Source organism: Haloarcula sp. JP-L23, assembly GCF_011602445.1.
Classification (GTDB): Archaea; Halobacteriota; Halobacteria; order Halobacteriales; family Haloarculaceae; genus Haloarcula; species Haloarcula pellucida.
In genome coordinates this window covers 2,000,823-2,025,442 of the sequence record NZ_CP050014.1, presented here as the reverse complement: position 1 = coordinate 2,025,442, position 24,620 = coordinate 2,000,823, and the positions used below count along the sequence as shown (strand labels likewise).

Genomic DNA, 24,620 nt, shown 5'->3' with positions numbered 1-24,620 from the left:
CGGGGAAGGGCAGGCCCGGTAGAGAGCATCCGACGGCGACGCCGCCGGTTCACGGCCACGAACGGAGTGAGTGGCCGCCTTTTTCGCCCACGTTTTTCAAGGAGCGGTTCGTGCGAAGCGCGAACCTGACGCCGAAAAAGGTGGTCTCACATGTCCGGCCACGCCTTCGCGGCGCGACCGATGCCAGTGACGTCGGCGATCCAGCGGGCGGCGATGCCCTTCTTCAGCATCTTCGCCGGGAAGCCACCGAAGGTGTCGATGGGCATGCCCATCACGTCGTGGGCGACGGCTTCCTCGCCGACGGAGATGACGGTCCCCTTGTCCTTGTGGGTCCACGTCTTGAGGGGCTGGCCGCGGACCGCACGGGCCAGGTTCTGCCCGGCGACCTCGGCGGCCTGCCACGCGGCCTGTGCCGTCGGCGGGGCGGGCTGTTCGCCCGGCTGGTCGATGAGGGCGCAGTCGCCGATGGCGAAGACGCGCTCGTCCTCGGTCTGGAAGTCGCCCTCGGAGTGGATGCGGTGGTTGCGCTCGTCTTTCTCTAAGTCGACGTCGCGCACGCAGTCGCGACCGGTGATACCGCCGGTCCAGATGAGAGTGTCGTAGTCGAGTTCCTCGTCGTCGCCGATGTACACCGTCTCCTCGTCGACTTCGCCGATGAAGTCGCCGGTCAGGATGTTCACGTCGGCGTCTTCCAGACGCTTACGCAGGGCACCCTGTAGTTCGGGGTCGTTGCCGGGGAAAATCTCGTCGAGGCCTTCGACGAGGTGGATGTCGATGGGGGCGCGGTGGTTGTCGCGGAACTCGGCGATTTCGCCGGCCGTCTGGATGCCAGAGAGGCCGGCACCGCCGACGATGACCTGTGCCGGGTCGCTCTGGGAGGCGTCACGGGCGGCCTGCTGAATCGCGTCGTGGATGCCCAGCGCGTCGTCTAAGCTCTTTAGGGTGTGGGCGTACTCTTCGAGGCCGTCGATACCGAAGAAAGCCGTCTGAGAGCCCAAGCCGACGAGGAGGTAGTCGTACTCGACGTCGTCGCCGGATTCGAGTTCGACGAGTCGGTCCTCGGTGTCGATGTCGACGACGGTATCCTGAAGGAAGTTGGTCGTCGGCTGCTTGATCTCGTGGATCGGGATGGCGATCTTCTCCTGAACGGACGGGTCCCGGATGCACCGGTGGGACTCGTGCAAGACGAGGTGGTAGTCCGTGTCGGAGATCCAGGTGACGTCGGCTTCACCGTTCAGTTCGTCTTCGAGGCTCTTGATGGCGCCTGCACCGGCATATCCCGCACCGAGTACGACGACCTTGTCGCTCATACTGGCGAGTCGGGGACCGGGTGATACAAAGGCTACGAAATCGCCGTCAGAGAACTGGTCGGTTCAGTAATCAATCTCTGATGACCCATCGGGAGGGCCGCTGCTTACGGGGTAGTCGGGAAACGCCGACAGACAGAGAGGACCGTAAAAAGAACCGGCTGCCGAGTCAGTGCTCGGGTTCGCCGGCCGGGGCTCGCATGTCGTCGATAGCGAGGATGAGTTTGTTGTTCGTGTCGTCTTTGCCCTCGAGTGTCCCGATAATCTGGAGTTTCGAGAGCGGCGTCGGGCCGACGGTGACCGAGTCGCCCTCGTGGAACTCCGAGAGCGACCCCTGAAGCTGAATCTCGGCGCGACACTCCTCGGGGTGGTGGACACTGGTTAGGTCGATCTCCTCGACGTTCGCGTGCTCGACGAGGTCGCCGTTGTGCCGAAGGGGCACCTCGGCGGCCTGGTCCATGTCCTGAATCTGGAGCGCGTCGTAGGCCGTCGCGGTCGGCTTGTAGCCGCCCTTCGGTCCGGGGACGCCCTCGACCAGTTGCAGGGCCTTCAGGCTCTGCATCTGGTTCCGGATGGTACCGGGGTTGCGGTCGACCTTCTCTGCGATATCTTCACCTTTGACTGCGCTCTCGCTCTCCCTGTACAGGTTTACGAGTTCCTGCAGAATATTTTTCTGACTGGGTGTCAGCTCGATTGAAGACATAATAGGTCGTTCGGTACAGCCGTTCTTAAAAGCGACGGTGCTGCGTACCGTTCCCGGCCCTCGTCCCCGAATTTTTGTTCACTACTGAGAAGAATAAAACGACACCCATTTACTGGTTGGTGGGCCTGCCAAAGGTATGGACGGACAACGTGTTCTCGTGACCGGCGGCGGCGGGTTCATCGGGTCGAATCTCGCGAACGCGCTCGCGGCCGACAACGACGTCGTCGCGCTCGACGACGGCTATCTCGGCACCGAGGAAAACGTCGACGACGCGGTCGAGTACGTCGACCGGAGCGTCCTCGAAGACGACCTGCCGACAGACGTCGACGTGGTGTTCCACCTCGCAGCGTTGTCCTCGTACGCGATGCACGAAGACGACCCGACCCACGGCGCCCGCATCAACGTCGAAGGGTTCGTCAACGTCGTCGAACAAGCCCGTGACGACGGGTGTGATACCGTCGTCTATGCCTCGACCTCTTCTATCTACGGCGACCGAACGGAACCGTCGCCCGAGGACATGGACGTGACCGCGAACAGCGGGTACGAGGCGTCGAAACTCGCCCGGGAGGCGTACGCCGAGTACTTCCACAACCACTACGACATGTCGATGGCCGGTATGCGCTTTTTCTCGGTGTATCAGGGCATGGAAGAGGGCGCCGAGGAGCACAAAGGCGAGTACGCGAACCTCATCGCCCAGTTCGCCGACGACATCGCCAACGGGCGACGACCGGTCATCTGGGGCGATGGCAGCCACACGCGTGATTTCACCCACGTCGACGACGTCGTGCGCGGCCTCGAACTGGCCGCCGACCACGAACTCACCGGCGTCTACAACCTCGGGACCGGCGAGCAGTACAGTATCACCCATCTCGTCGAGCAACTCAACGAGGCGTTGGGGACCGACGTCGAGCCGGTGTACGAGGAGAACCCGATTCCCGAGGACGTCTTCGTCCACGACACCTGTGCCGACGCCTCGAAGATGCGAGCGGCGACGGGGTGGGAACCGGAGATCTCCTTCGACGAGGGCGTCGAACTCGTCTGTGCACAGTACGAGTAGGCACCGACACTCCGACCGCTACGAGTCCGGGCGCTCGACGCCGGTGAATTCGATGCGGGCGCCGCCGTCCGTCCCGTTCGTGGCCGACACCATCCAGTCGTGGGCCGCTGCGATCTCGCGGACGATAGAGAGTCCGAACCCCGTCCCGTCCGAAGACGTGGTGTACCCGGCATCGAACAGGTCGTCGCCGCCGGCATCCGGAAACCCGGGCCCGTCGTCCTCGACGTAGAACCCGGTGGCGCTGGTCAGGGGGCCGACCCGAACGGTGACCGACGCGCCGCCGTGTTCGATGGCGTTTCTAAAGACGTTGGCCATCAACTGTCTGAGGCGGCTCTCGTCACCGAGTATCGTCCCGAGTGCGCCGTCGCGTTCGACGGTCGCATCGGGTGCGTCGACCGACGACCACGTCACGTTCACGACGTCGTCTAAATCGACGGGCGACATCGTCACGACCTGCGCCCCCTGTCTGGCGAGAGTCAGCACGTCGTCGATGAGTTCGTCGATTCGTTCGAGGGCACGCTCGATGCTGTCGAGGTTCTCGGCGACCGCCTCGAAGTCGTCGGCGTCTCGGGCGAGTTCGAGGCGCAACAGCGCCAACTGGAGCGGGTTTCGCAGGTCGTGGCTCACCATGTTAGCAAAGCGACGCAACCGTTCGTTCTGCCGTCTGACCTGTTCTTGGCGCGCCTTCCGTTCGGATATGTCGCGCGTGACACCGATGAGGCCGACCACGTCGCCGTCCGGACCTCGCCACGGCACCTTCGACGTGAGGTTCCACTGGTCGAGCATCGGGAGGTACTCGACCTTGTCGATGACCGACTCGTCCTCCTCGATGACGTGCATATCCTCGACGTAGGCCCGCCGTGCGTGACGATTGGCTACCATGCCGATTTCGGGGTCCGTCTTGCCGAGGAACTCGTCCAGTGTGTCTTCGAAGTAGCCGGCACTGACGTACCGGTGGCGGGCCTGTTCGTCTTTGACGTAGAGGTGGACGGGGATGGAGTCGAAAATCGAGTCGAACAGCCTGCTCTTGTGGAGAAGTTCCTCTAGCCGGCCACGGTCGATACCGTCTCGGCGCAACCGGTCGACTGTCGCCGCGTCGACGTTCGCGACGAACGGTCCCTCGGGGTCCGCCGTGTGTACGTCGCCGATGTCGTCGTCGAAGCTCAGGTCCGATATCACAGTCGCCAGGGTGTCGAAGGCCCCGGGACCCTCGTGGACGACGAACTCGTCGACGGCGGTTCCGACCGCACGTGTGGCCGCCGACTCGCTGTCGGGACTCGCAAACAAAATCACGGGGAGACAGGGATGGGTCTCACAGACCCGTTCAGCGGCCTCGATACCGTCGAACTGGTCGGTTCGGTGAGCGACGACCAGACAGTCGATGTCGGGCCACGCCAGCCGTTCGAGTGCGTCCTCGGTCGACGTGGTGGCGTAGACGGTCACGTCCGCTCGCGATTCGAGTTCCCGTTCCACGGTGTTGGTGCGGGACTCGACGGCACCCAGATAGAGAACGTGGGAAGTCGCAGCGCTTTCGTCGTGCCCCATTGACGGGTACGATTTGTCGTGATGGTAACTTAACCGTGCCCCTGTCCTTTATTCGCTGGACCGACAACGGCCTGTATGGACAGAACAGTTCGTGTGCTCGGGGTCCCGATGGACCTCGGGGCGGACCGGCGGGGCGTCGATATGGGCCCGTCGGCGATCAGATACGGCGGTCTGGCGGACCAATTCGAGAAGCTGGGAATGTCCTGCATCGACAGCGGCGACCTCGCAGTCCCACGGCCCGAGGAGCGCGACCCCGACGCCGACGAGCCAAGCGGCGGGCGGGCGAAGTTCCGCCGGGAGACCAGAGAGGTCTGTGAGGACGTCCGGACCGCCGTCCGAGGGACTATCGACGACGGCGAATTTCCGCTCGTCCTCGGTGGCGACCACTCCATCGCCATCGGGACCGTCGCCGGCGCCGCCGACCCCGACGAGTCGCTGGGAATCGTCTGGTTCGACGCCCACGGTGATTTCAATACGCCGCAGACGACGCCGAGTGGCAACATCCACGGGATGTCCCTCGCCGGCATCCTCGGGAAGGGATCGTTCGGGGACGAACCGTGGGCGCACACGCCCGCGGTCAGTGAGGAGAACGTCGTGTTGGTCGGGCTGCGCGACGTCGACGACGAGGAGCGCGAACTCATCAACGAGAGCGACGTGACCGCCTACACGATGTCGGACATCGACGCAAGAAGCGTCCCGACAGTAGTCGACGAAGCGATCGACATCGCCACGGACGGGACCGACGCCATCCACGTCTCGCTGGACCTCGACTGGCTAGACCCGACGGAAGCGCCGGGCGTCGGAACGCCGGTTCGGGGCGGGGTCTCCTACCGCGAGGCCCACATCGCGATGGAGTACGTCGCGGAACGACGCGACCAGTTGCGCTCGATGGAGATGGTCGAGGTCAATCCGATCCTCGATGACCACAATCGAACGGCGGAACTCGCCTGCGAACTGGCCGGGAGCGCCTTCGGGAAAGTCGTCCTCTAGGTGCGCACGAAGGTATCGAGGTTGGCGTAGTCGGCGATGATACCGTCCGCGCCGCAATCGAGCGCTCGACGGGCGTCCTGCCAGTCGCAGACGGTCCAGCAGTAAAGCGGTGCGTCGACGTCGGCAGCGGTGGCGACCAACCGCTCGCTACCGTCCTCGCTGAGCGTCGATACCGGGACGTTGACCCCGTCGACGTCGTAGCGCCGGGCGACCGTCACGCCGGCGTCGACACACTCCGGTGCGACGAGGACGGCCACGGAAGCATCGGGTGCCTGCTCTGCCGCGGTCGCGAGGGCCCCCTCGTAAAACGACGAGTAGACGACGTCGTTCTGGAACTGGTCGACGACTCGACACACCGACTCGACGAACGGGAGCCAGCGCTGCTTGGCCCGTTCTCGCTCCTCGCTGTTGAGCGCCTGTCCCGGCCGAACCGCGTCGCTGCCGGGGTTCTTCAGTTCGACGTTGACGGTGACGTGGTCCGGGACTGCGGCCAGCGCTGTCTCCAGTAACGGCACTCGCTCCTCGGTTCCGAGAACCCGCGCGGTGGTGACGACGTCCGTCGACTGCTTCCAGACGACACCCTCGCCGTCCGTGATGCCGCGACTCTCGCCTCGGCCGTCGAGTCGCCGGTCGTGGAAGACGACCACCTCGCCGTCGGCCGTCGGTTGGACGTCTATCTCGACGGCGTCGACGCCACTCTCGGCGGCCGCCCGCACCGCTGCGACGGTGTTCTCCGGATTCTGCCCGGCGAAGCCGCGATGAGCGACGACGGTCGGAGTCGTCACGGTGTCGCTCCGTCAGGATACTGGTCTCCGTGCTGTCGCATGGTCGTCGTTCTCGTCCACCGACCGTGAAAGTGTGGGGGTCGAAAAAGTCGCTCGGGACGCCCGCGGGCCGACTACTCGTCTGTCACCGCTGGGACGACGGTGACACTCGCCACGCTGTCGGCACCCTCGACGTCCATGATGGTGACACCTTTCGTGTTCCGGCCGACCTGCGAGACGTCGCCGGCGCGGATACGCATTATCTGACCGTTCTCGGACATGATGACGAGGTGGTCGTCGTCGCGGACCGCCTTGGCCGTCGACACCGGGCCGTTACGGTCGTCGGTCTTGATGTCGATGAGGCCCTGTCCGTAGCGGGACTGCGGCCGGTACTCCGTCAGTGGCGTCCGTTTGCCGTAGCCGTTCTTGGTGACTGTCAGCAACGACCGGTCGTCGTCGTCCGTCGTCGCGACCATCGCGGCGACGCGGTCGTCGTCCTGTAGTTTGATGCCGTGGACGCCGCGGGCCGAGCGCCCCATCTCGCTGACCTCGTTCTCGTCGAAGCGGATGGTCATCCCCTGCTCGGTGGCGATGACGAGGTCACCGGTGCCGTCGGTGACGTCCACGTCGACGAGTTCGTCGCCCGCTTCGAGTTTCGCGGCCCGGATACCCGTCGAGAGGATGTTCTCGAACTGGTCACAGCAGGTCCGCTTCACGTAGCCGTTCCGGGTGACCATCGTGATGCACTCGTCGGCCTCGAACTCGTCGGTCGAGACGACGGCAGTAATCTCCTCGCCGTCGTCCAGCGAGAGGAGGTTGATGGCCGATTTCCCGCGGGCGGTGCGGGACATCTCGGGCACCTCGTAGGTCTTCAGGCGGTAGACCTGTCCCTGATTGGTGAAACAGAGCAGGTAGTCGTGGCTGTTGGCTCTGAACACCTTCGAGACGCGGTCGCCCTCCTTGGGGTCGGCCCCGATGATGCCCTTCCCGCCGCGGTTTTGCGGGTCGAACTGCTCGACGGGCATCCGCTTGATGTAGTCGTCCTCCGTGACGACGACGACGCAGTCTTCCTCGGGGATGAGGTCCTCGTGGGTGACCTGCCCTTCGTCCTCGATGATGCTGGTCCGTCGGTCGTCGTCGTACTCGTCTTTGATCTCGCGGAGTTCGTCTTTGATGACGCCGTCGAGTTTCTCCGAACTCGCGAGGACGGCTTCGAGGTACTCGATGGTCTCTTGGACCTCCTCGTACTCGGCCTCTATCTCGGCCGACTCCATCGAGGTGAGCGAGCCCAGTTGCATCCGGACGATGTGGGCCGCCTGCGCCTCCGAGAAGTCGAACGACTCCTGCAGGCCAGCGCGGGCGGCGTCCCGGTCCTCGCTGTTGCGGATGAGTTCGACCACGTTCTCGACGTTCTCCAGCGCTTTCAGACGCCCTTCGAGGATGTGGGCGCGGTCCTCGGCCTCTTCGAGGTCGTGTTCGGAGCGTCGGCGAACGACCTCGCGGCGGTGTTCGACGTAGTATTCGAGCGTCTCCTTCAGGGAGAGGACCTTCGGTTGGCCGTCGACCAGCGAGAGGTTGATGACGCCGAAGGTGGATTCGAGGTGGTGGTCCAGCAGTCGGTTCTCGACGACGTCGACGTTCGCGCCGCGTTTGAGTTCGACCACGATGCGGACGCCGTTGCGGTCCGATTCGTCGCGCAGGTCAGAGATGCCCTCTATCTTCCCCTCGTTGACGTCGTCGGCGATACGCTCGACGACGCGGGCCTTGTTCTCCTGGTAGGGGAGTTCGCTGATGACGATTCGGCCCGCCTCGCGGTCGACTTCGTACTCGGCGCGGACTCGCAGTCGGCCTCGGCCGGTCGTGTACGCCGAGTAGATGGCGTCGCGGCCGACGATGTTCCCGCCGGTCGGGAAGTCCGGCCCCTTGACGTGTTCCATCAGGTCCTCGACGGTGCAGTCGGGGTTGTCGATGAGGTGGACCGTCGCGTCGACGAGTTCGCCGAGGTTGTGCGGCGGGATGTTGGTCGACATCCCGACGGCGATACCCGAAGAGCCGTTGAGCAGCAGACTCGGCACTTTCGCCGGGAGGACGTCCGGTTCCTGTAGTCGGTCGTCGTAGTTGCTGGAGAAGTCGACGGTGTCTTTCTCGATGTCTGCGAGCAGTTCCTCGGCGATGGGGGCCATGCGGGCCTCCGTGTATCGCATCGCCGCGGCCGGGTCGCCGTCCATCGACCCGAAGTTGCCCTGCCCGTCGACGAGGGGATAGCGCATCGAGAAGTCCTGTGCCATCCGGACGAGCGTGTCGTAGATGGCGCTGTCACCGTGGGGGTGGTAGTCACCCATCGTCTCGCCGACGATGGACGAGGACTTCCGGTGGCTAGAGCCGGAGGAGACGCCCATCTCGTGCATCGCATAGAGGATGCGTCGGTGGACGGGTTTCAGACCGTCGCGGACGTCCGGGAGCGCCCGACCCGCGATGACCGACATCGCGTAGTCGATGTAGGACTGCTCCATCTCGTCTTCGATACGGACGTGTTTGATCTGCTCTGCCGGCGCGTTGGCGTCGTCGGATACGTCTGAACTCATATGTCGACCCACTCCGCTTCAGGCGAGTGTTCCTTGATGAACTCCTTCCGTGGCTCGACGGCGTCGCCCATCAGGATGTTGAACATCCGGTCGGCGGCCGCCGCGTCTTCGATAGTTATCTGCTTCAGGATTCGGTGCTCCGGGTCCATCGTCGTCTCCCATAGCTGTTCGGGGTTCATCTCCCCGAGACCTTTGAACCGCTGGACTTGCGTCGGGTTGCCGTCGCATTTCTCCTCGACGATGCGGTCCCGTTCCTCCTCGGTCATCGCGTCGTACGTCTCACCCCGGTAGCGGATGCGATACAGCGGCGGTTGAGAGGCATAGACGTAGCCCGCTTCGATGAGCGGCTTCATGTGCCGATAGAGGAGCGTCAGCAAGAGGGTGCGGATGTGGGCGCCGTCGACGTCGGCGTCCGTCATCATGATTATCTTCTCGTAACGGAGGTCCTCGATGTCGAACTCGTCGCCGATGCCGGTACCCAGCGCCGTGATGAGGTTCCGAATCTCGTCGTTCTCCAGAATGCGGTCGAGACGGTGTTTCTCGACGTTCAGAATCTTCCCTTTGATGGGGAGGATGGCCTGGAACTCGGGATTCCGTCCCTGTTTGGCACTGCCGCCGGCGGAGTCGCCCTCCACGACGAACAGTTCGGCCTCCTCAGGGTCCCGCGTCTGGCAGTCGGCCAGCTTTCCGGGTAAGGCCGTCGAGTCCAGCGCGGACTTCCGACGCGTGAGTTCCTCGGCCTTCTTCGCGGCTTTGCGGGCCTTTGCCGCCTCGACGGCCTTTCCGATGATGGCCTCGGCGGTGTCGGGGTTCTCCTCGAAAAAGGTCGAGAGGCCGTCGTGCATGGCCGACTCGACGATGCCGCGGACCTCGCTGTTGCCGAGTTTCGTCTTCGTCTGGCCCTCGAACTGCGGGTCCGGGTGTTTCACGGAGATGACCGCCGTGAGGCCCTCGCGGATGTCGTCGCCTTTCAGCGTGTCGTCTAGATCTTTCAGCAGATTGTTGTCCGTGGCGTAGTCGTTGACCACGCGCGTCAGCGACGTTTTGAACCCGGTAAGGTGGCTCCCGCCCTCGCGAGTATTGATGTTGTTCGCGAAAGCGTGAATCGAGCCTTGCAGGTCCGCGGTCCCTTGCATCGCGATCTCGACCTGCACGACGCCGTCGGCTATCTCCTCCTCGTCCTCGAAGTAGACGACGTCCCGATGAAGCGGGTCTTTCGTCTCGTTGAGGAACTCGACGAACTCCTTGATTCCGCCCTGGTACTCGAAGGTCTCCTCGTTCCCGTCGCGTTCGTCGACGATAGTGATGGCGACACCGGAGTTGAGGAAGGCGAGTTCGCGGAGACGGGATTCGAGCGTGGAGAAGGTGAATTCGCCCGTCTCGAAGATGTCGTCGTCGGGCCAGAACCGGACCGTCGTTCCGGTCTCCTCGTCGGGTTCGAGGTCACGGACGCGTTTCAGTTCGTACTCGGGTTCGCCGTGGTCGAAGCGCTGTCGCCACAGCGCGCCGTCGCGCTTGACGTCGACTTCCAGCCACTTCGAGAGGGCGTTGACGACGCTCACACCGACGCCGTGGAGGCCGCCGGAGACTTGATAGGACTTGTTGTCGAACTTCCCGCCCGCGTGGAGGATGGTCATCACGACTTCGACGGCCGGGCGGCCGTGCTCTTCGTGTTCGTCGACGGGGATACCGCGTCCGTCGTCGCTGACAGAGACGGACCCGTCGTCGTGTATCGTTACCTCGATGGTGTCACAGTAGCCCGCGAGGGCCTCGTCGATAGCGTTGTCGACGACCTCGTAGACGAGATGGTGGAGACCTCGGGCATCGGTCGACCCGATGTACATCGCAGGCCGTTTGCGTACGGCCTCCAGCCCTTCTAAGGTCTGGATAGACTTTGCGCCGTACTCATCAGACTCTCCTGACATAGGAATTGATTCACCCTAGCAGGCCACCCTTCATAAAACTCCCGCACGCGCGTGTGCGCGCCGGCCGTAACACGTTTAATCCATCCCTACCACCGGGGTCGAAACGCGCTCTCGCGCTGCTCCACTTTCACCGTGGTGGCGATTACCTTTTAACCCCGACGGCGGTACCTACCGCACGACATGACCTCGTATCAGTCGCGACTCGGTGAAGGCGAGGGCATCGCCGAGGAGTTGGCCGAATCACAGCGGGCCATCTCCATCGCCGAGTTCTTCGAGAAGAACAAGCACATGCTGGGCTTCGACTCGGAGGCCCGAGCGCTCGTCACCGCCGTCAAGGAAGCGGTCGACAACGCGCTCGACGCCTGCGAGGAGGCCGGTATCAAGCCTGACATTTACGTCGAGATACAGGAGGCCGGTGACTACTACCGCCTCGTCGTAGAGGACAACGGACCCGGTATCACGAAAGAGCAGTTGCCGAAGATTTTCGGGAAGCTACTGTACGGCTCTCGGTTCCACGCACGCGAGCAGAACCGCGGGCAGCAGGGTATCGGTATCTCCGCCGCCGTTCTCTACTCTCAGCTCACCTCCGGGAAGCCCGCGAAGATCACGTCTCGACCGAAAGGGCAGGCAGACGCCCAGTACTTCGAACTCATCGTCGACACCGACACCAACGAACCCGAAATCAGCGTCGACGAGACCACCTCGTGGGAGCGTCCACACGGGACACGCATCGAACTGGAGATGGAGGCCAACATGCGCGCACGCAACAGCCTCCACGACTACATCCAGGACACGGCCGTCGTCAATCCGCACGCCCGCATCGAGTTCGACGAACCCGGTCTCGACGAACCGCTGAAGTTCGAACGCGTCGAGGGCGCGGAACTCCCCGACGAGACGGAGGAGATTCGCCCGCACCCCCACGGCGTCGAACTCGGGACGCTCCTGAAGATGCTCGAAGCCACCGATTCGTACTCTATCTCCGGCTTCGTGCAGGAAGAGTTCACCCGCGTCGGCGGGAAGACCGCAGACAGCATCATCGCCAACTTCAACGACCGGCACTTCGGCCGTGGGATGGCGTGGAAGCCCCCACAACTGCAGGAGGACGCGGACGTCGAGACGGCCGTCGAGGACGCCGTCGCCAACAAGGACGCCACCGCGACGGCCGAGTTCGCCGCCGCCGTCAACGAGGCCATCCACGACCGTGACCGCGTCGCCCATCACGAGATAGCGGCTATCGTCGACGAGGCTGCCGAGACGGTCGAGGCGAACCACGACACGACGTTCGGGTCGACGGTCCGGGAGAACGCCGTCGAGGCCGCGTGGCACTGCGTCACCGCCGAGCGGTCCAGTGACCTCTACGAACTGGTCGACGCCGCGACCACCGTCAGAAAAGACGACGCGGCCGTCGAGGGACTGGCGAGCAGACTCGCAGATAAATTCGACGACGGTCACCACCGACTCACCCGGGACGAGTTCCGTGCGTACGTCGACCGCGCCGCTGATATGACCGAAGACCACGACGACGCCACCTTCGGCGAGACGGCCCGCGAGAACGTCGTCGACGAACTGTGGAACGCGGCAGTCCCGATTCCGGACGACCCACCGAACGTCTCCGAAGTCGCCGACGACCGGGACACCGCCAGCCGACTGCTGGAGGCGATGCGCGAGACGGACATCATCGCGCCGCCGACGGACTGTCTGGCTCCTATCGGTGCGGAACTGGTCGAGGAGGGCCTGCGCAAGGAGTTCGACGCGGACTTCTATGCGGCCTCCACGCGCGATGCGTCGGTCCACGGCGGCGACCCGTTCATCGTCGAGGCCGGCATCGCCTACGGCGGCGACCTCCCGGCCGAGGGGAGCGTCGACGTGATGCGCTTTGCCAACCGGGTGCCGCTGGTCTATCAGCGCGGGGCCTGTGCGACCACGGACGTGGTCAAGACCATCAACTGGCGCAACTACAACCTGGACCAGCCCGGCGGCTCTGGCATCCCGAACGGGCCGGCGGTCATCATGGTCCACGTCGCCTCGACGAACGTCCCCTTCACGAGCGAGTCCAAAGACGCCATCGCGAACGTCCCCGAGATGGAAGACGAGATAGAACTCGCTATCCGGGAAGCCGCCCGCGAACTCAAGAGCTACCTCAACAAGCGCCGTTCGCTGCAACAGCGCCGGGAGAAGCAGGACAAACTCGCGACCATCCTCCCGGAGATGGCCGAGAAGTTGACCGAAGTGACCGCAAACGAGGAACTGGACATCGACGACTCGCTGGCCCGTATCATGAACAACGTCCTCGTCGAGCGAGAGGTCGAGGACGGCACCGTTCGACTCGCCGTCGAGAACAACGACGATACGAACGCAGACGTCGACCTGACCGACATCGTCACCGCCGAACCGCAGGTCACCAACGGCGCGACGGTGGTCGAGATGGACGGCGAGTGGTTCGTGAAGTGGTCGCCGACGGTGGCGGCCGGCGAGCGATCGGTCCTAGAGTACAGCGTGGCAGACGACGCCGAATTCACCGTCTCCGTCGACGGTGTCGAGGACGAGAAACTGACGGTGGACGCCTGATATGAGCACTGATAGCGACGATACACCCGACACTGAGGTAGCCCGCGAGAAACTCATCGACCTCGCAGCCGAGTTCTACGACCAGTTCGCCGAGGGCGACGTCCCGACGATGACGATTCCCACCCGGACGAAGTCCAACATCGAGTACGACGAGGACAAGGACGTCTGGGTGTACGGCGACCGTACCTCGACCCGGTCGGCCAAGACCGTCTCCGGAGCCGAGAAACTCCTGAAGGCGACCTATACCATCGACTTCCTCGCAAGGCAACTCGACGAGGACCGTTCGTCTACCCTGCGTGAACTGTACTACCTCTCGGAGTCGTGGGACGTCGAGGAAGCGCAGTTCAACAGTCAAGACGAGTCCAACGACCTCGTCGAGGACTTAGAAATCGTCTCGGACGTCACCCGCGAGGACTTCCACATGCGCCCCGAGGAGTCCGGGGCGACCATCATGGGGCCGCTGAAACTGCGCGAACAGACCCGGCGGGGCGAACGAGAGATTCACTGCCAGAAAGACGTCGGCGAAGGCGGCTACCAGATTCCGAACAACCCCGACACCATCGAGTTCCTGGAGAACGACGCCGACTTCGTCCTCTGTGTGGAGACCGGTGGGATGCGGGACCGCCTCGTCGAGAACGGGTTCGACGAGGAGTACAACGTCATCGTCGTCCACCTCAAGGGCCAACCGGCACGCGCGACCCGCCGCATCACCAAGCGACTCCACGACGAACTCGACCTGCCCGTCGTGGTGTTCACTGACGGTGACCCGTGGTCGTACCGCATCTACGGGTCCGTCGCGTACGGGTCCATCAAATCGGCCCACCTCTCGGAGTATCTGGCGACGCCGGCGGCGCAGTTCGTCGGCATCCGCCCGGAAGACATCGTGGAGTACGACCTGCCGACGGACCCACTCTCGGACTCGGACATCAACGCGTTAGAGTCCGAACTGGAGGACCCGCGCTTCCAGACCGAGTTCTGGAAAGAACAGATAGAACTCCAGCTAGACATCGGGAAGAAGGCCGAACAGCAGGCGCTCGCCTCGCGCGGCCTCGACTTCGTCACCGACACCTACCTGCCCGAGCGACTGAACGAGATGGACGTCATCTGAGGACCGCTGACACCGTGTGAAACGGAACTGTCAGTCGGTTTTGGAGCGGTCGCTCTCGTCGTCGAACACCGACCGTCCCGACGCGCGGGGCGGCAGGTCGACGCTCGTGCCGAGCAAGTCGGCGAGCGACGGTGCGACGGCGCGGGCGTCGACCGGGCCCCCGACCGACGCCGTCTGTGCAGCGGGCCCACCGAGGGCGAAGAGTCCCATCGTCTCCGGGTCGACGCGCCCGTGGGACCCGCCGACGACAGTGGGGTCGAGCGAGACCATCCCGTCGTCGCCGAGGAACAACTCGCACGGGTCGAACCCCGGTTTGTCGTGGATGTCGACGTCGGTCGCGTACGACGGGAGTCGGCCGTCAGGCTCCCACCAGTAGTACTGGAACCACGCCGACTCGTCGGCGACGAGGACGAAGTCACCGGCGTCGGGATGGTCGATACACCGGGCACTTTTCCCCGCGTCACCGAGGACGACGTCGACGCCGTCGAGCGCTTCGAGTTCCTCCCGAACCTCGGTTCGGATTCGCTGGTCGGCGTACACGTGGGCAACCTGATGGTCCACGACGGCGAACGCGTCGGAGTTCGGGAGGTCGACGTCGCCGTCCTCGCCGACAGTCAGATGTCCCTCCCGGGCCAGTAGTCTGTTCGGGAACACGGGGCTGTCGACGTCGTGAAAGCCGTACTCGCTCAGGACGGCGACCGCCGTCTCCGCCCATCGGTCGGTCGCTCGGAGGTCGGCGAGGAACGACCCGACCATCTCGTCTACCGTTTCGACGGCCGCAGTCATCTCGGTGGAGGACGGTCCGTGTCGCTGTGCATCGTAGTCCAGATGGGGGAGATACACCCAGAGCAAGTCCGGGTCGTACCGGTCGACGGCCTCGGTGGCGGCCGTCAGTATCCACTCGCTACTCTCAGCGTTCGCTCCGGGTCCCCAGTAGCGATGGAGGGGGAAGTGACCGTGTTCTGCTTCGAGCGCGTCGTAGAACCCGTCGGGATTCGTCCAGCAGTTCATCTCCAGCATGTCGTTGTTCTCGTCCTCGATGGGCGAGGGCGTCACGGCGACGTCCGCGTTCGTCCCGACGAGGTGCTGGAAGAACAGGACGCCAGTCGTCGCGCCGGCGTCGCTGGCCGACTCCCAGAGCCGTGTCCGGTCACCCCGCTCTCGACCCCAGAACGTCACCGTGTCGCGCTCGCGGTCGTAGCGGCCGTTCGCCACGTCGCCGTGGTCGGCGGGAGACAGTCCCGTTCCGAGCGTCGTCTGGCTCGTGACGGTGACGGCCGGGAACGGCGGACGGAGACGAGCGGTGGAGGGGGCGTCCGGGCCGCCGACGAGTCGGCTGATGTTCGGTGCAGCATCGAGATGAGACGGCTGGAGACCGACCACGTCCAGTACGATGACTCGACCGGCCGTCGTGGAGGGAGTCACGATAGAACCCCTCCGTCGACGACCGATAGTGCCGCGATAGTCGCTCCGGTCGGGTCGACGGGTTGTCGGCCACAGCGGGCCCTGACGACGGTCTCGTGCATACTGTATACCCCCTGAACGTCGGTACCGTCGGGTGAGCGTTGCTTAGTTAGTGCGTCTATTCTGTAAGTAGATGGGTCGTAGACGGGGAATAACTTCGTGTGGGTGTGCCGTCTCGCCCAGCGATGCGAATCATCGACCCACACATGCACATGGTCTCGCGCTCGACCGACGACTACGAGCGCGCCAGACGAGCAGGCGTCGAGTGCTGTATCGAACCGGCGTTCTGGAGCGGACAGGACAAGCACAACGCCGGTGCCTTCTTCGACTACTTCGAACAGATAATCGGACACGAGACCCGGCGGGCGGACCGCGTGGCCGGCATCGACCACTACGTCACTATCGGCCTCGAACCGAAGGAAGCCAACTACCGAGAGATGGCCGAAGCGGTCCTCGAACGCCTCCCCGAGTATCTCGACCGTGACCCGGTCGTCGGCGTCGGCGAAATCGGCCTCGATCAGGACACCGAGGACGAGGAGTGGGCGTTCCGGAAGCAACTCCGAATCGCCGACGAGCGCGAACTGCCCGTCATCGTCCACACGCCACACGAGAACAAGCCCGAAGGGACGCGCCGAATCGTCGATATGATAGAAGACGAGGACGTCACGCAGGAGCGAATCATCATCGACCACAACACGGAGCGGACGATCGACACCGCCCTCGAAACCGACTGTTGGCTCGGCTTCACGCTCTACCCCGGGAAGATAGCAATCGACGACGCTATCGACCTGCTCGAAGCGTACGGGACCGAGAAGATGATACTCAACAGCGCGGCCGACTGGGACCCGTCCGACCCGCTCGCGGTCCCGAAGGCCCGCGACGCGATGCTCGACCGGGGGTGGGACCGCGAGACGGTCCGACGGGTCGTCTTCGAGAACCCCTACGAGTTCTTCGACCAATCGCCGAACTTCGAGTACGCCCGCTAACATGCAGTTCGGATTCTCCACCAACGCGTTCCGCGACTACAGTTTGCCCGACGCCATCGACCACATCGGGGCCGCCGGCTACGACGGCGTCGAGGTACTGTTCGACGAACCACACCTCTATCCGGAGACCACGACCGAGGCCGACCTCGCCGCGGTTCGGACCGCACTCGCCGACGCAGACGTCGCCGTCAGCAACGCGAACGCGTTCATGCTGACGGCTATCGAGGGGTTCCACCACCCGTCGTTCGTCGAACCCGACGAGGCGTACCGACGGCGGCGCGTCGACTACACGCACGACGCACTGGCGCTCGCGGCGGCACTCGGCGTGGACACGGCGTCCATCGAGCCCGGCGGCCCGATACCGGACGGCAAGTCACGCGAGTGGGCCGAAGACCGATTCGTGGAAGGACTCAGAGAACTGGCCGAGACGGCGGAAGACGTCGGCGTCGACGTGCTGGTCGAACCGGAACCCGACCTGCTCGTCGAGACGAGTGTGCAGTTCCTCGACCTGTTGGACCGAGTCGACTCCGACAGGGTCGGCTGTAACTTCGACGCCGGACACCTCTTCTGCGTGGGTGAGGACCCGGCGACGGCGCTGGAAGAACTGCTTCCCTACGTCGAACACGTCCATCTCGAGGACATACCGGTCGACCGCAGTCACGAACACACGCAACTGGGCGACGGAGCGATGGACATCGATGGGTTCCTCGAAGCCCTCGAAGCGAGCGGGTACGACGGGTTCGTGACCGTGGAACTGTACCCCTACGGCGAGACGCCGGTCGCCACGGCCGAGGACGCGATGGCGTATCTGGAAGCCCACGGATGGGCCTGACGGTCGGTCCGACTACAGACTCGATGCGGGAGCGAGTGCTGGCGTACGCCGCGCTCGTCCGGCTACCGAACGTATTCACCGCTCCGCCGGACGTGCTGGCGGGCGCGGCGCTCGTCGCGGTGGTGGGGGCGAGGGCCGGTCCCGTGGAAGTGAGCGGACTAGCGCTGGCGTCCTGTTTCGTGTACGCTGGCGGAACCACGCTGAACGATTACGTCGACGCGGACGTCGACGCCGTAGAGCGCCCAGAACGCCCGATTCCCGCCGGACTCGTGTCTCGACCGCGAGCGTTCGCGCTCGGTGTGGTCCTCCTCGGGTGTGGCGTAGCCGTCGCACTGGTGGCTGGTGGCCCCCGGTCGAGCGTCGCGGCGGGAACGCCCGCGGCCCTCGTCGTGGTCTACGACGGGGTGGCGAAGGGGACGCCACTCGGGTGGGGCGTCATGGGGCTGACCCGGGGTGCGAACGTGATTCTCGGGACGACGGTCGGGAGCGGCGTTCTCTCGGACGGATGGTGGGTGGTCACGGTTCCCCTCGGCGTCACGGGGTACGTCGCCGCAGTGACGTGGATGGCTGACGACGAGGCCCACGGCACGGACCGGACCGCGGTCGCCGCCGTCGCGGGCCTCGCCGCGGTGTTGGCCGTGGTCCCACCGGCCATCACGGTCGTCGCGGGGCGCGACGTAGTCCTGACGACGATTGCCGCGGGCCTCGGCGTCGGCTTCCTCGCCTTCGTCGGCCCGCCACTCTTGGCGGCGTACCGCAGGCCGACGGCGTCTCGCGTCGGGCCCGCGGTCGGACGGTCGGTCCTCGGACTCGCGGTCGTGCAAGCCGCGGCGGCGACGATCGCCGGTCTCGCGTGGACGGCGACCGCACTCGGGTGCTTCGTCCTCGCTCGGTGGCTGTCCGGAGCGTTCGATGTCTCGTAGGCTCCTGTAGAACGTCACTAACGCGTGGTACGCGATTGGTAACTATGCGGAACTGTCCGTGACGGGAGGCATGGTCACCCTCGCGTTCTCGACGAACGCCTACACCGAACACTCGCTGTTGGAGGCCGCGGAACGCATCGCAGGACACGGATACGCTGGCGTCGAGATACTGGGCGACGAGCCCCACGCGTACTTTCCGTCGCTCGACACGCGGGAGGCGGACCGAATCGCGACGGCGCTCGCCGACATCGGCATCGCGGTGGCGAACGTCAACGCGAACACGGCGATGGGGTACTACGACGACGCGCCACCGACGCCGTTCTTCGAACCGAGCGTGATTCGCGCGGACGATTTCGCTCGTCGGTGGCGCATCGAGTACACCAAGTGCGCAATCGACCTCGCGGCAGCGACGGCAGCACCAGCTATCAGTCTCACGAGCGGCCAACCGGTGCCCGGGACACAGCCAGCGGAGGCCAAGCGGCACCTCCACGAATCGCTGCGGGAGATACTCGAATACGCCGACGGGAGGGACGTCGACGTCGGCATCGAGTACGAACCGGACCTCCTCGTGGGTGACACCGACGACGTACTCGAACTCGTGGAGACGGTCGGGCACGACCGACTAGGCGTCAACCTCGACGTTGGTCACGCCGCCGTCAGTGGCGAAGACGTGCCCACGGCGATTCGCCGGGCGGCGGGTCACATCACGGGTGTTCACCTCGAAGACATCGTCGGCGGCCGTGGCGGGACGCACTACCACCGAATCCCGGGGGATGGCGACCTCGATTTCAGAGCGATATTCGACGCGTTCGACGACGTCGGGTACGACGGCTACGCCACACTGGAGCTGTACACGTACCCCGACGAACCAGACCGGGCCGCGTCGGAGTCCTACGAGGCCCTCGTCCGGTACCTGTAACCGACTCCGAGGCCACTATCGGTCCAGCACGACCGGCACCCGACGGCTGGCGACATCGGCGGCGAACGCTTCGTCGTCGGCCTCCAGCGCCTCGAAGGTGTTGTAGTGCATCGGGAGGACGAGGTCGGGGTCCATCGCCTCGGCCAGTTCGGCCGCCTCGTGCCGGTTCATCGTGAAGCTCTGGGAGATAGAGGGAACGAACAGGGAGACGTCCAGTTCGGCGTGACCCGCCAGCACGTCCGTGTCGCCGGTCCAGAACACCCGCGTGTCGTCGATGGCGAGCAGGAAGCCACAGCCGATGCCCTTCGGGTGAATCGGTTCGCCGTCCGCGCCGACGTTCGGGCCGTCCGCGTGGTTGTACGCCGGCACTGTCCAGATAGGGACGCCGTCGACGAAGAGTTCGTCCTCCATGCTCACCTTGCGGACCTCGTAGTCGAGGTCAGAGAGGCGGTCGAGGTCGCGGTCGGTAGCGTGGACGTTGATGCCCTCGAACGCCACGACGGTGGCGTCGTCGGCCGCGACCCGACGGATGCCGTCCGGGTCGTAGTGGTGGACGTGCGTGACACAGACCACGTCGCCGTCTTTCGGCGCGTAGTCTCTCGTCTCGGGGTGGCCGACGCCCGGAGTGTCGGGTTCCCACTCGCCGGTCAGCACGCCGTACCGGCCGGGGTCGAGGTAGACGACGGTGTCGTCGCCTTCGAGTCTGAGCGTGGCGTAGCCGAGCCATTCGGCCGTGATGCCGTCGTGTCGGATGGTCATGTGCCGGGATAGCGCCACCGACGTGATACGGCTGTCGGTCAGCGCTGGTCTCACGCTGTCACGCGTTCTCGGCGAGGCGTTCGACCCGTGAGAGCGAGTCGGCGTCGGCTGGCGTCTTGTCCTCACGAACCGCCAGAAATCGCGGGAAGCGAAGCGCGTAACCCGAGTCGTACGTCGTCGAGGTCTGTATCTCCTCGTAGCCCACCTCGAAGACGATTTCGGGAGCGATTGCGACGCTCCGACCGTCCTCGGCGGTGACGTGGGGTTCGAGGCGGTCGGTCAGGTCGTCGAGTTCCGCGTCCGTGATGCCGGTGGCGACGTTGCCGACCTGTGCGTAGCCGTCGTCGGTGTGCACCGACAGTTCGAACGTCCCGAGGACGTTCGCTCGGCGGCCCTCTCCCCACTCGGCCCCGGTCACCACACAGTCGAGCGTCTCGACGTCGGGTTTGCGTTTCCGCCAGTTCTTCCCGCGCTTGCCCGGGGTGTAGGCCGCGTCGGGGTCTTTCAGCATGATGCCCTCGTGGCCGGCTTCGAGTGCGTCGGCCTCCACCTCGCCGATTTCGTCGGCGTCGGCCGAGAGCCACAGGTCCGAGACGACGTCGTCGTCGAACAGGGCAGCGAGGCGGTCGTGTCGCTCGCGGAGCGACGCGTCGAGCAAGTCCTCGCCGTCGACGTGCAGACAGTCGAACAGGTGGAGGCGGACGGTGACGTCTTCGCGGGTCGCCGCCACGTCGTGTTTCCGCCGGAACCGCCGCAACACCTCCTGAAACGGGAGCGGAGAGCCGTCGTCGGCCACCGCGACCACCTCGCCGTCGAGGATGGCGGGCACGTCGAGTGCATCCTCGACGGTGGCCACGACTTCGGGAAGCGGGTCGGTCACGTCCTCCATGTTCCGCGAGAACAGGCGGACGGCTTCGCCGTCGTAGTGGACCTGCACGCGAGCGCCGTCGTACTTCCACTCGACGGCGACTTGCTCCCAGTCCTCCAACGCACCGGTGACGGTGCCGGCCTGTGCGAGCATCGCCTGCACCGGACGGCCGACTTCGAGGTCGATTGCGTCGAGGCCCGTCTCGCCCTCGTCGCGGGCCACCTCGGCGACGTAGCCGTAGTCGTTCGACACCTGCAACGCGCGTTCGACGGCGTCGACCGGCACGTCGAACGCCGCGGCGACGGCGTCCCGAACTGTCCCGTCGCCCACGCCGATGCGCATCTCCGAGAGGACGAGTCGAGCGAGATAGCGCGCTTCGTCGGGGTCACAGCGGTTGAACAGGCCGAAGAGGACGTCGACCTTCGTCTCCTGACTGCCGTCGCCGGCGACGGCGGCGAGGTCGGTCAGTTCGCGTGCCACCTCGGCTACGGTGAGCGCGTCTGCCCCGCCACCGCCGAACGCCGCCAGTCCTCGCTGGCCGCCGAAGTCGTAGCTCGCGGCCACTTCGCCGATTTCCCCCCGCTCTGCGAGTCGCGCCTCCACGTCGTCGGCGCTCACGTTCCGGCCGGCGGCGCGGGCGATTGCCTCGTAGCAGAGACGTGGCCCGATGTCGAGGGTCGTCGACTCGTGGGCCGGGAACACGCGGCCCTGCACGAACCGGGCCAGCGTCGCGAGGTCGTCCCCGGCGTCGGCCAGCAGGTCGGTGACGCACTCGGTGATGGCGGTGTCGGCACTCTCGGCTTCGATAGTCGCGGCGCGGTCGGCGAAGGCGGCGAACTCCATCGGCCACCTCTACCCGATAGGTGACCGTAAAGCCAGCGTCACCGGAGTCGGACGCCGACGGCGACGACGTCGTCTTGTCCGGCGGCGGGGTAGGGGACGTCGCGCTCGCCGGGCGTGTCGAGGTCCAGTTGCTCGTTCCCGTTCGTGTCCTGATGTGCGACGAAGACGATAGACCGGCCGCTGGACGGTGGATCGGCTAACTGAATCGTCACGTCCCTGTGCGTTCCGGGTTCGAGATACCGGGACGTCCCGATGACCTCGCCGTCGGCGTCGTAGGCGTAGACGACGACGAACCCGCCAGCGGAGAGCGAGGCGGAGTCGACCGTGATTTGGCCGTCCTGTACCGTCGGTTCTGTCACCGTCAGCGACGCGACGGGCGAGGAGAGCAGAATGAACGCGACGTAGGCGACACCCAGCAAGACCGCGGCGTGTTTCGCCCCGTCCTTGAGCGTGCCCTCGCCCAGTTGGCCGCCGATGAATCCGGTCAGGACGGCCTGAATGAGCGCGGTGTGGAAAAAGACCAGCGTGTACGCGGCCTTGTCTATCTGCCCGAGGCGAGCGAACTGGTCGGTTCCCACGCCCAGTCTGTTCCCGGACGGCGGCGTCGGCACCGACGACGGGAGCGCTGGGACCAGCACCTCCTGGACGGCGACGATGATGACGAGGAAGACGAGAAAGGAGACGTAGATGACCACAAGATAGGTGAGCATCTGCTGGCGTCGACGGTTCCGAAGCCGCCGGTCCGCCCGGGACTGGGTCGCGGCGATACGCAGGACTGGCCCCAGTTGCCCGGACGCTCGCATCGCGTTCGTCAGCAGCGTCACGACGCGGGTGACAGACACCGTCCGGATGCGACGACCGAACCGAACGAGTGCGTCGTCGACGTTCGCGCCCATCTGGATGTCCGCCCAGATGCGGTCGATTTCCGGCGAGAGGACGCCGACGTCGCTGCCGCGCACCCTGCGGATGCTCTCTACGAACGTCATCCCCGCTTCGTTGAGGCTCGCGAGGCGTTCCAGTAGCTCCGGCGTCGCGTCCTCGATACGTCGGATGCGCCGGGAGTACAACGTCCGAACGACGGCAAAGGAACCGAGTACGAGCAACACCGATTGCACCACGAGGTCGTCCAGCAACCGGACGTTGACGACGCTCGTCTGGAATGCGACGGGGGCGCGAACGGCGAAGCTGACCACGGCCACCGGCACCGCCAGGTACAGCACGTGCGTCGGGTTCCAGAGGAGGGTCTGGGTCGGCGAGCGAAGTACCCGCCTGACCGACCGGAGTCGGTCGTGGAACTGGAGGCGGCCCCAGTTCTGGTCCGTCCCGGGGACGACGCCCCCGTCGGTCAGCCCGGTCCGGTCCCGTGGTGCCGCCGGGCGACCGAGTGTCGCCGTCTGCTCGCGGTCGAGGACGTCGGTGTTCCCACCGTCGCCGATACCGAGGGCGTCGAGGGTCTGGCTCAGATACACCATGAACCCGACGTTCGCGAGCGGGATGGCGAGATACGCGAGCATCTGGAGGAACCCGAGCGTGTCGGAGGTCGTCAGGCCGAACACGAGCAGAATGGTGATGAGGAACAGCACCCCGGCGACGAATATCGTCACGTACGCCTCGGCGATGGTCGCGAGCGATTCCAGCAGGTCGGCCTGCCGTTCGGCGGCCTCCTCGTGGTGACGCTCGTACTGGTTTCGGAGGAACGTCGAGAGCGACTGGCCGCTCTGGAGGACACTCGAGAGGTTCTCCGCGAACGTCTCGAACCGGTCGCTCGGCGTCCGGTCGGACATCCGCTCGATGGCCGATATCATGTCCCGGCCGAAGATATCCATCTCGCGGACGGCGACAGCCATCTCACGGGCCGTGTCCCCGTATATCTCGTCGTTCCGGGCGAGTAACCTCATCACTTCGGGGAACGCGATGCCACCCCGCGAGAGCGCGTACATGAACGCGATGGTCCGGGTCATCCCCTCGTCGATGTTCCGCTGTCGCACCTCGGCGGTGTTCTTCGGGAGTTCCCAGCGAAGGGTGTAGGTCAGCGCGGCGGTCAGGACGCCGCCAGCGACGCCGCTCCCGATGAGAACCAACAGCGTCTGATTCGAGGTGAGGACGAGTTCGAACCCGCGGATGCCGAACGCAGCGACCATCGTCGGCGGCAAGCCCATGAGCAGGTCGACGATGGCCGGGACGGCGAGCAAGAATCCACCGACGGTGTACGCCCCGACGACGGCGCCGCCGATGGCAGCTAGCCCGGTGTACAAGAGCGTCCGGGCGGCGTATCCCCGGTACGTCTGGCCGATGTACGCCGCCTCCAACTGGCGTTCGCGCTCGGGCGAGACGGTCACGTACCGTCCGAATAGCCGTCGCGAGAGGCGCGTCAGACGCCGGTCGACCCCCTCGTCGACCGACGCGAGGCCGACGAGACCGAGGATGCCGACGACGACGGCAAGCGGTGCCAGTCCCAGCGGGTTCAGCGCCAT

At 65.2% G+C, this 24,620-nt stretch carries 18 protein-coding genes; 8 read left to right on the top strand and 10 right to left on the bottom strand.

Annotated elements, in window-relative coordinates; genetic code table 11:
- Positions 1-146 precede the first annotated feature (146 nt).
- Complete coding sequence (locus G9465_RS10430) at positions 147-1,310, bottom strand: NAD(P)/FAD-dependent oxidoreductase (protein WP_166969677.1); 1,164 nt, start codon at positions 1,308-1,310, stop codon at positions 147-149.
- A gap of 166 nt (positions 1,311-1,476) precedes the next feature.
- Positions 1,477-2,010, bottom strand: a complete 534-nt coding sequence (locus tag G9465_RS10425) for an Rrf2 family transcriptional regulator (protein WP_166969675.1) — start codon at positions 2,008-2,010, stop codon at positions 1,477-1,479.
- Between the two features lie 136 nt (positions 2,011-2,146).
- On the opposite strand from G9465_RS10425, the gene G9465_RS10420 reads away from it, so the two are divergent.
- Positions 2,147-3,067, top strand: coding sequence for an NAD(P)-dependent oxidoreductase (locus G9465_RS10420; protein ID WP_166969673.1), 921 nt, complete (start codon positions 2,147-2,149; stop codon positions 3,065-3,067).
- 18 nt (positions 3,068-3,085) lie between these two features.
- Here the strand turns inward: G9465_RS10420 and G9465_RS10415 are convergent, their stop codons facing one another.
- Positions 3,086-4,612 carry an ATP-binding protein gene (locus G9465_RS10415; RefSeq protein ID WP_166969671.1) on the bottom strand — a complete coding sequence of 509 codons (1,527 nt, stop codon included), beginning with the start codon at positions 4,610-4,612 and terminating at the stop codon, positions 3,086-3,088.
- A gap of 75 nt (positions 4,613-4,687) precedes the next feature.
- On the opposite strand from G9465_RS10415, the gene rocF reads away from it, so the two are divergent.
- Complete coding sequence (gene rocF, locus G9465_RS10410) at positions 4,688-5,602, top strand: arginase (protein ID WP_166969669.1); 915 nt, start codon at positions 4,688-4,690, stop codon at positions 5,600-5,602.
- Here the strand turns inward: rocF and G9465_RS10405 are convergent.
- From G9465_RS10405 to gyrB, 3 genes are all read right to left on the bottom strand, one after another.
- The gene (locus G9465_RS10405) at positions 5,599-6,387 is read right to left on the bottom strand and encodes a glycerophosphodiester phosphodiesterase (RefSeq protein WP_166969667.1); all 789 of its coding nucleotides are present in this window, start codon (positions 6,385-6,387) and stop codon (positions 5,599-5,601) included. The genes rocF and G9465_RS10405 overlap by 4 nt on opposite strands.
- A gap of 113 nt (positions 6,388-6,500) precedes the next feature.
- The gene (gene gyrA / locus G9465_RS10400; RefSeq protein ID WP_166969665.1) at positions 6,501-8,951 is read right to left on the bottom strand and encodes a DNA gyrase subunit A; all 2,451 of its coding nucleotides are present in this window, start codon (positions 8,949-8,951) and stop codon (positions 6,501-6,503) included.
- A complete protein-coding gene (gene gyrB, locus G9465_RS10395) occupies positions 8,948-10,876 on the bottom strand; it encodes a DNA topoisomerase (ATP-hydrolyzing) subunit B (protein WP_166969663.1) in 1,929 nt (642 codons plus the stop codon). The genes gyrA and gyrB overlap by 4 nt, the downstream gene beginning before the upstream one ends.
- A gap of 180 nt (positions 10,877-11,056) precedes the next feature.
- Here gyrB and G9465_RS10390 point away from each other — a divergent pair, with 180 nt between their 5' ends.
- On the top strand, positions 11,057-13,444 hold the full coding sequence (locus tag G9465_RS10390) for a DNA topoisomerase VI subunit B (protein ID WP_166969661.1): 2,388 nt from the start codon (positions 11,057-11,059) through the stop codon (positions 13,442-13,444).
- A 1-nt stretch (position 13,445) separates the two neighbouring features.
- A complete protein-coding gene (locus G9465_RS10385; protein WP_166969659.1) occupies positions 13,446-14,552 on the top strand; it encodes a DNA topoisomerase IV subunit A in 1,107 nt (368 codons plus the stop codon).
- Positions 14,553-14,582: 30 nt separating this feature from the next.
- Here G9465_RS10385 and G9465_RS10380 read toward each other — a convergent pair whose 3' ends face one another.
- The gene (locus tag G9465_RS10380; protein ID WP_166969657.1) at positions 14,583-15,977 is read right to left on the bottom strand and encodes an alkaline phosphatase family protein; all 1,395 of its coding nucleotides are present in this window, start codon (positions 15,975-15,977) and stop codon (positions 14,583-14,585) included.
- Positions 15,978-16,201: 224 nt separating this feature from the next.
- Between G9465_RS10380 and G9465_RS10375 the strand changes: the two genes are divergently transcribed.
- The 4 genes from G9465_RS10375 to G9465_RS10360 all read left to right on the top strand — a co-directional run bounded on the left by G9465_RS10375 (position 16,202) and on the right by G9465_RS10360 (position 19,676).
- Positions 16,202-17,002 (top strand): TatD family hydrolase, encoded by an 801-nt coding sequence (locus G9465_RS10375; protein ID WP_166969655.1) that lies wholly within the window; start codon positions 16,202-16,204, stop codon positions 17,000-17,002.
- 1 nt (position 17,003) lies between these two features.
- Positions 17,004-17,834: a sugar phosphate isomerase/epimerase gene (locus tag G9465_RS10370; RefSeq protein WP_166969653.1), complete on the top strand. Its 831-nt coding sequence runs from the start codon at positions 17,004-17,006 to the stop codon at positions 17,832-17,834.
- Positions 17,825-18,757 carry a UbiA family prenyltransferase gene (locus G9465_RS10365; RefSeq protein ID WP_166969651.1) on the top strand — a complete coding sequence of 311 codons (933 nt, stop codon included), beginning with the start codon at positions 17,825-17,827 and terminating at the stop codon, positions 18,755-18,757. The genes G9465_RS10370 and G9465_RS10365 overlap by 10 nt, the downstream gene beginning before the upstream one ends.
- A 70-nt stretch (positions 18,758-18,827) precedes the next feature.
- Positions 18,828-19,676 (top strand): sugar phosphate isomerase/epimerase, encoded by an 849-nt coding sequence (locus G9465_RS10360; protein ID WP_166969649.1) that lies wholly within the window; start codon positions 18,828-18,830, stop codon positions 19,674-19,676.
- A gap of 15 nt (positions 19,677-19,691) precedes the next feature.
- On the opposite strand, the gene G9465_RS10355 is transcribed toward G9465_RS10360, so the two are convergent.
- The 3 genes from G9465_RS10355 to G9465_RS10345 are packed head-to-tail and all read right to left on the bottom strand — an operon-like array spanning position 19,692 to position 24,620.
- Positions 19,692-20,435: an MBL fold metallo-hydrolase gene (locus G9465_RS10355; protein WP_166969647.1), complete on the bottom strand. Its 744-nt coding sequence runs from the start codon at positions 20,433-20,435 to the stop codon at positions 19,692-19,694.
- 58 nt (positions 20,436-20,493) lie between these two features.
- A complete protein-coding gene (ligA, locus tag G9465_RS10350; RefSeq protein ID WP_166969645.1) occupies positions 20,494-22,146 on the bottom strand; it encodes an ATP-dependent DNA ligase LigA in 1,653 nt (550 codons plus the stop codon).
- 38 nt (positions 22,147-22,184) lie between these two features.
- On the bottom strand, positions 22,185-24,620 hold the full coding sequence (locus G9465_RS10345; RefSeq protein WP_166969643.1) for a type II secretion system F family protein: 2,436 nt from the start codon (positions 24,618-24,620) through the stop codon (positions 22,185-22,187).

What these genes read in the sequence shown, in the direction of transcription:
- G9465_RS10430 (WP_166969677.1), bottom strand. Translation starts at nt 1,310, where the DNA reads ATGAGCGACAAGGTCGTCGTACTCGGTGCGGGATATGCCGGTGCAGGC.
- G9465_RS10425 (WP_166969675.1), bottom strand. Translation starts at nt 2,010, where the DNA reads ATGTCTTCAATCGAGCTGACACCCAGTCAGAAAAATATTCTGCAGGAA.
- G9465_RS10420 (WP_166969673.1), top strand. Translation starts at nt 2,147, where the DNA reads ATGGACGGACAACGTGTTCTCGTGACCGGCGGCGGCGGGTTCATCGGG.
- G9465_RS10415 (WP_166969671.1), bottom strand. Translation starts at nt 4,612, where the DNA reads ATGGGGCACGACGAAAGCGCTGCGACTTCCCACGTTCTCTATCTGGGT.
- rocF (WP_166969669.1), top strand. Translation starts at nt 4,688, where the DNA reads ATGGACAGAACAGTTCGTGTGCTCGGGGTCCCGATGGACCTCGGGGCG.
- gyrA (WP_166969665.1), bottom strand. Translation starts at nt 8,951, where the DNA reads ATGAGTTCAGACGTATCCGACGACGCCAACGCGCCGGCAGAGCAGATC.
- gyrB (WP_166969663.1), bottom strand. Translation starts at nt 10,876, where the DNA reads ATGTCAGGAGAGTCTGATGAGTACGGCGCAAAGTCTATCCAGACCTTA.
- G9465_RS10390 (WP_166969661.1), top strand. Translation starts at nt 11,057, where the DNA reads ATGACCTCGTATCAGTCGCGACTCGGTGAAGGCGAGGGCATCGCCGAG.
- G9465_RS10385 (WP_166969659.1), top strand. Translation starts at nt 13,446, where the DNA reads ATGAGCACTGATAGCGACGATACACCCGACACTGAGGTAGCCCGCGAG.
- G9465_RS10375 (WP_166969655.1), top strand. Translation starts at nt 16,202, where the DNA reads ATGCGAATCATCGACCCACACATGCACATGGTCTCGCGCTCGACCGAC.
- G9465_RS10370 (WP_166969653.1), top strand. Translation starts at nt 17,004, where the DNA reads ATGCAGTTCGGATTCTCCACCAACGCGTTCCGCGACTACAGTTTGCCC.
- G9465_RS10365 (WP_166969651.1), top strand. Translation starts at nt 17,825, where the DNA reads ATGGGCCTGACGGTCGGTCCGACTACAGACTCGATGCGGGAGCGAGTG.
- G9465_RS10360 (WP_166969649.1), top strand. Translation starts at nt 18,828, where the DNA reads ATGGTCACCCTCGCGTTCTCGACGAACGCCTACACCGAACACTCGCTG.
- G9465_RS10355 (WP_166969647.1), bottom strand. Translation starts at nt 20,435, where the DNA reads ATGACCATCCGACACGACGGCATCACGGCCGAATGGCTCGGCTACGCC.
- ligA (WP_166969645.1), bottom strand. Translation starts at nt 22,146, where the DNA reads ATGGAGTTCGCCGCCTTCGCCGACCGCGCCGCGACTATCGAAGCCGAG.
- G9465_RS10345 (WP_166969643.1), bottom strand. Translation starts at nt 24,620, where the DNA reads ATGGCGCTGAACCCGCTGGGACTGGCACCGCTTGCCGTCGTCGTCGGC.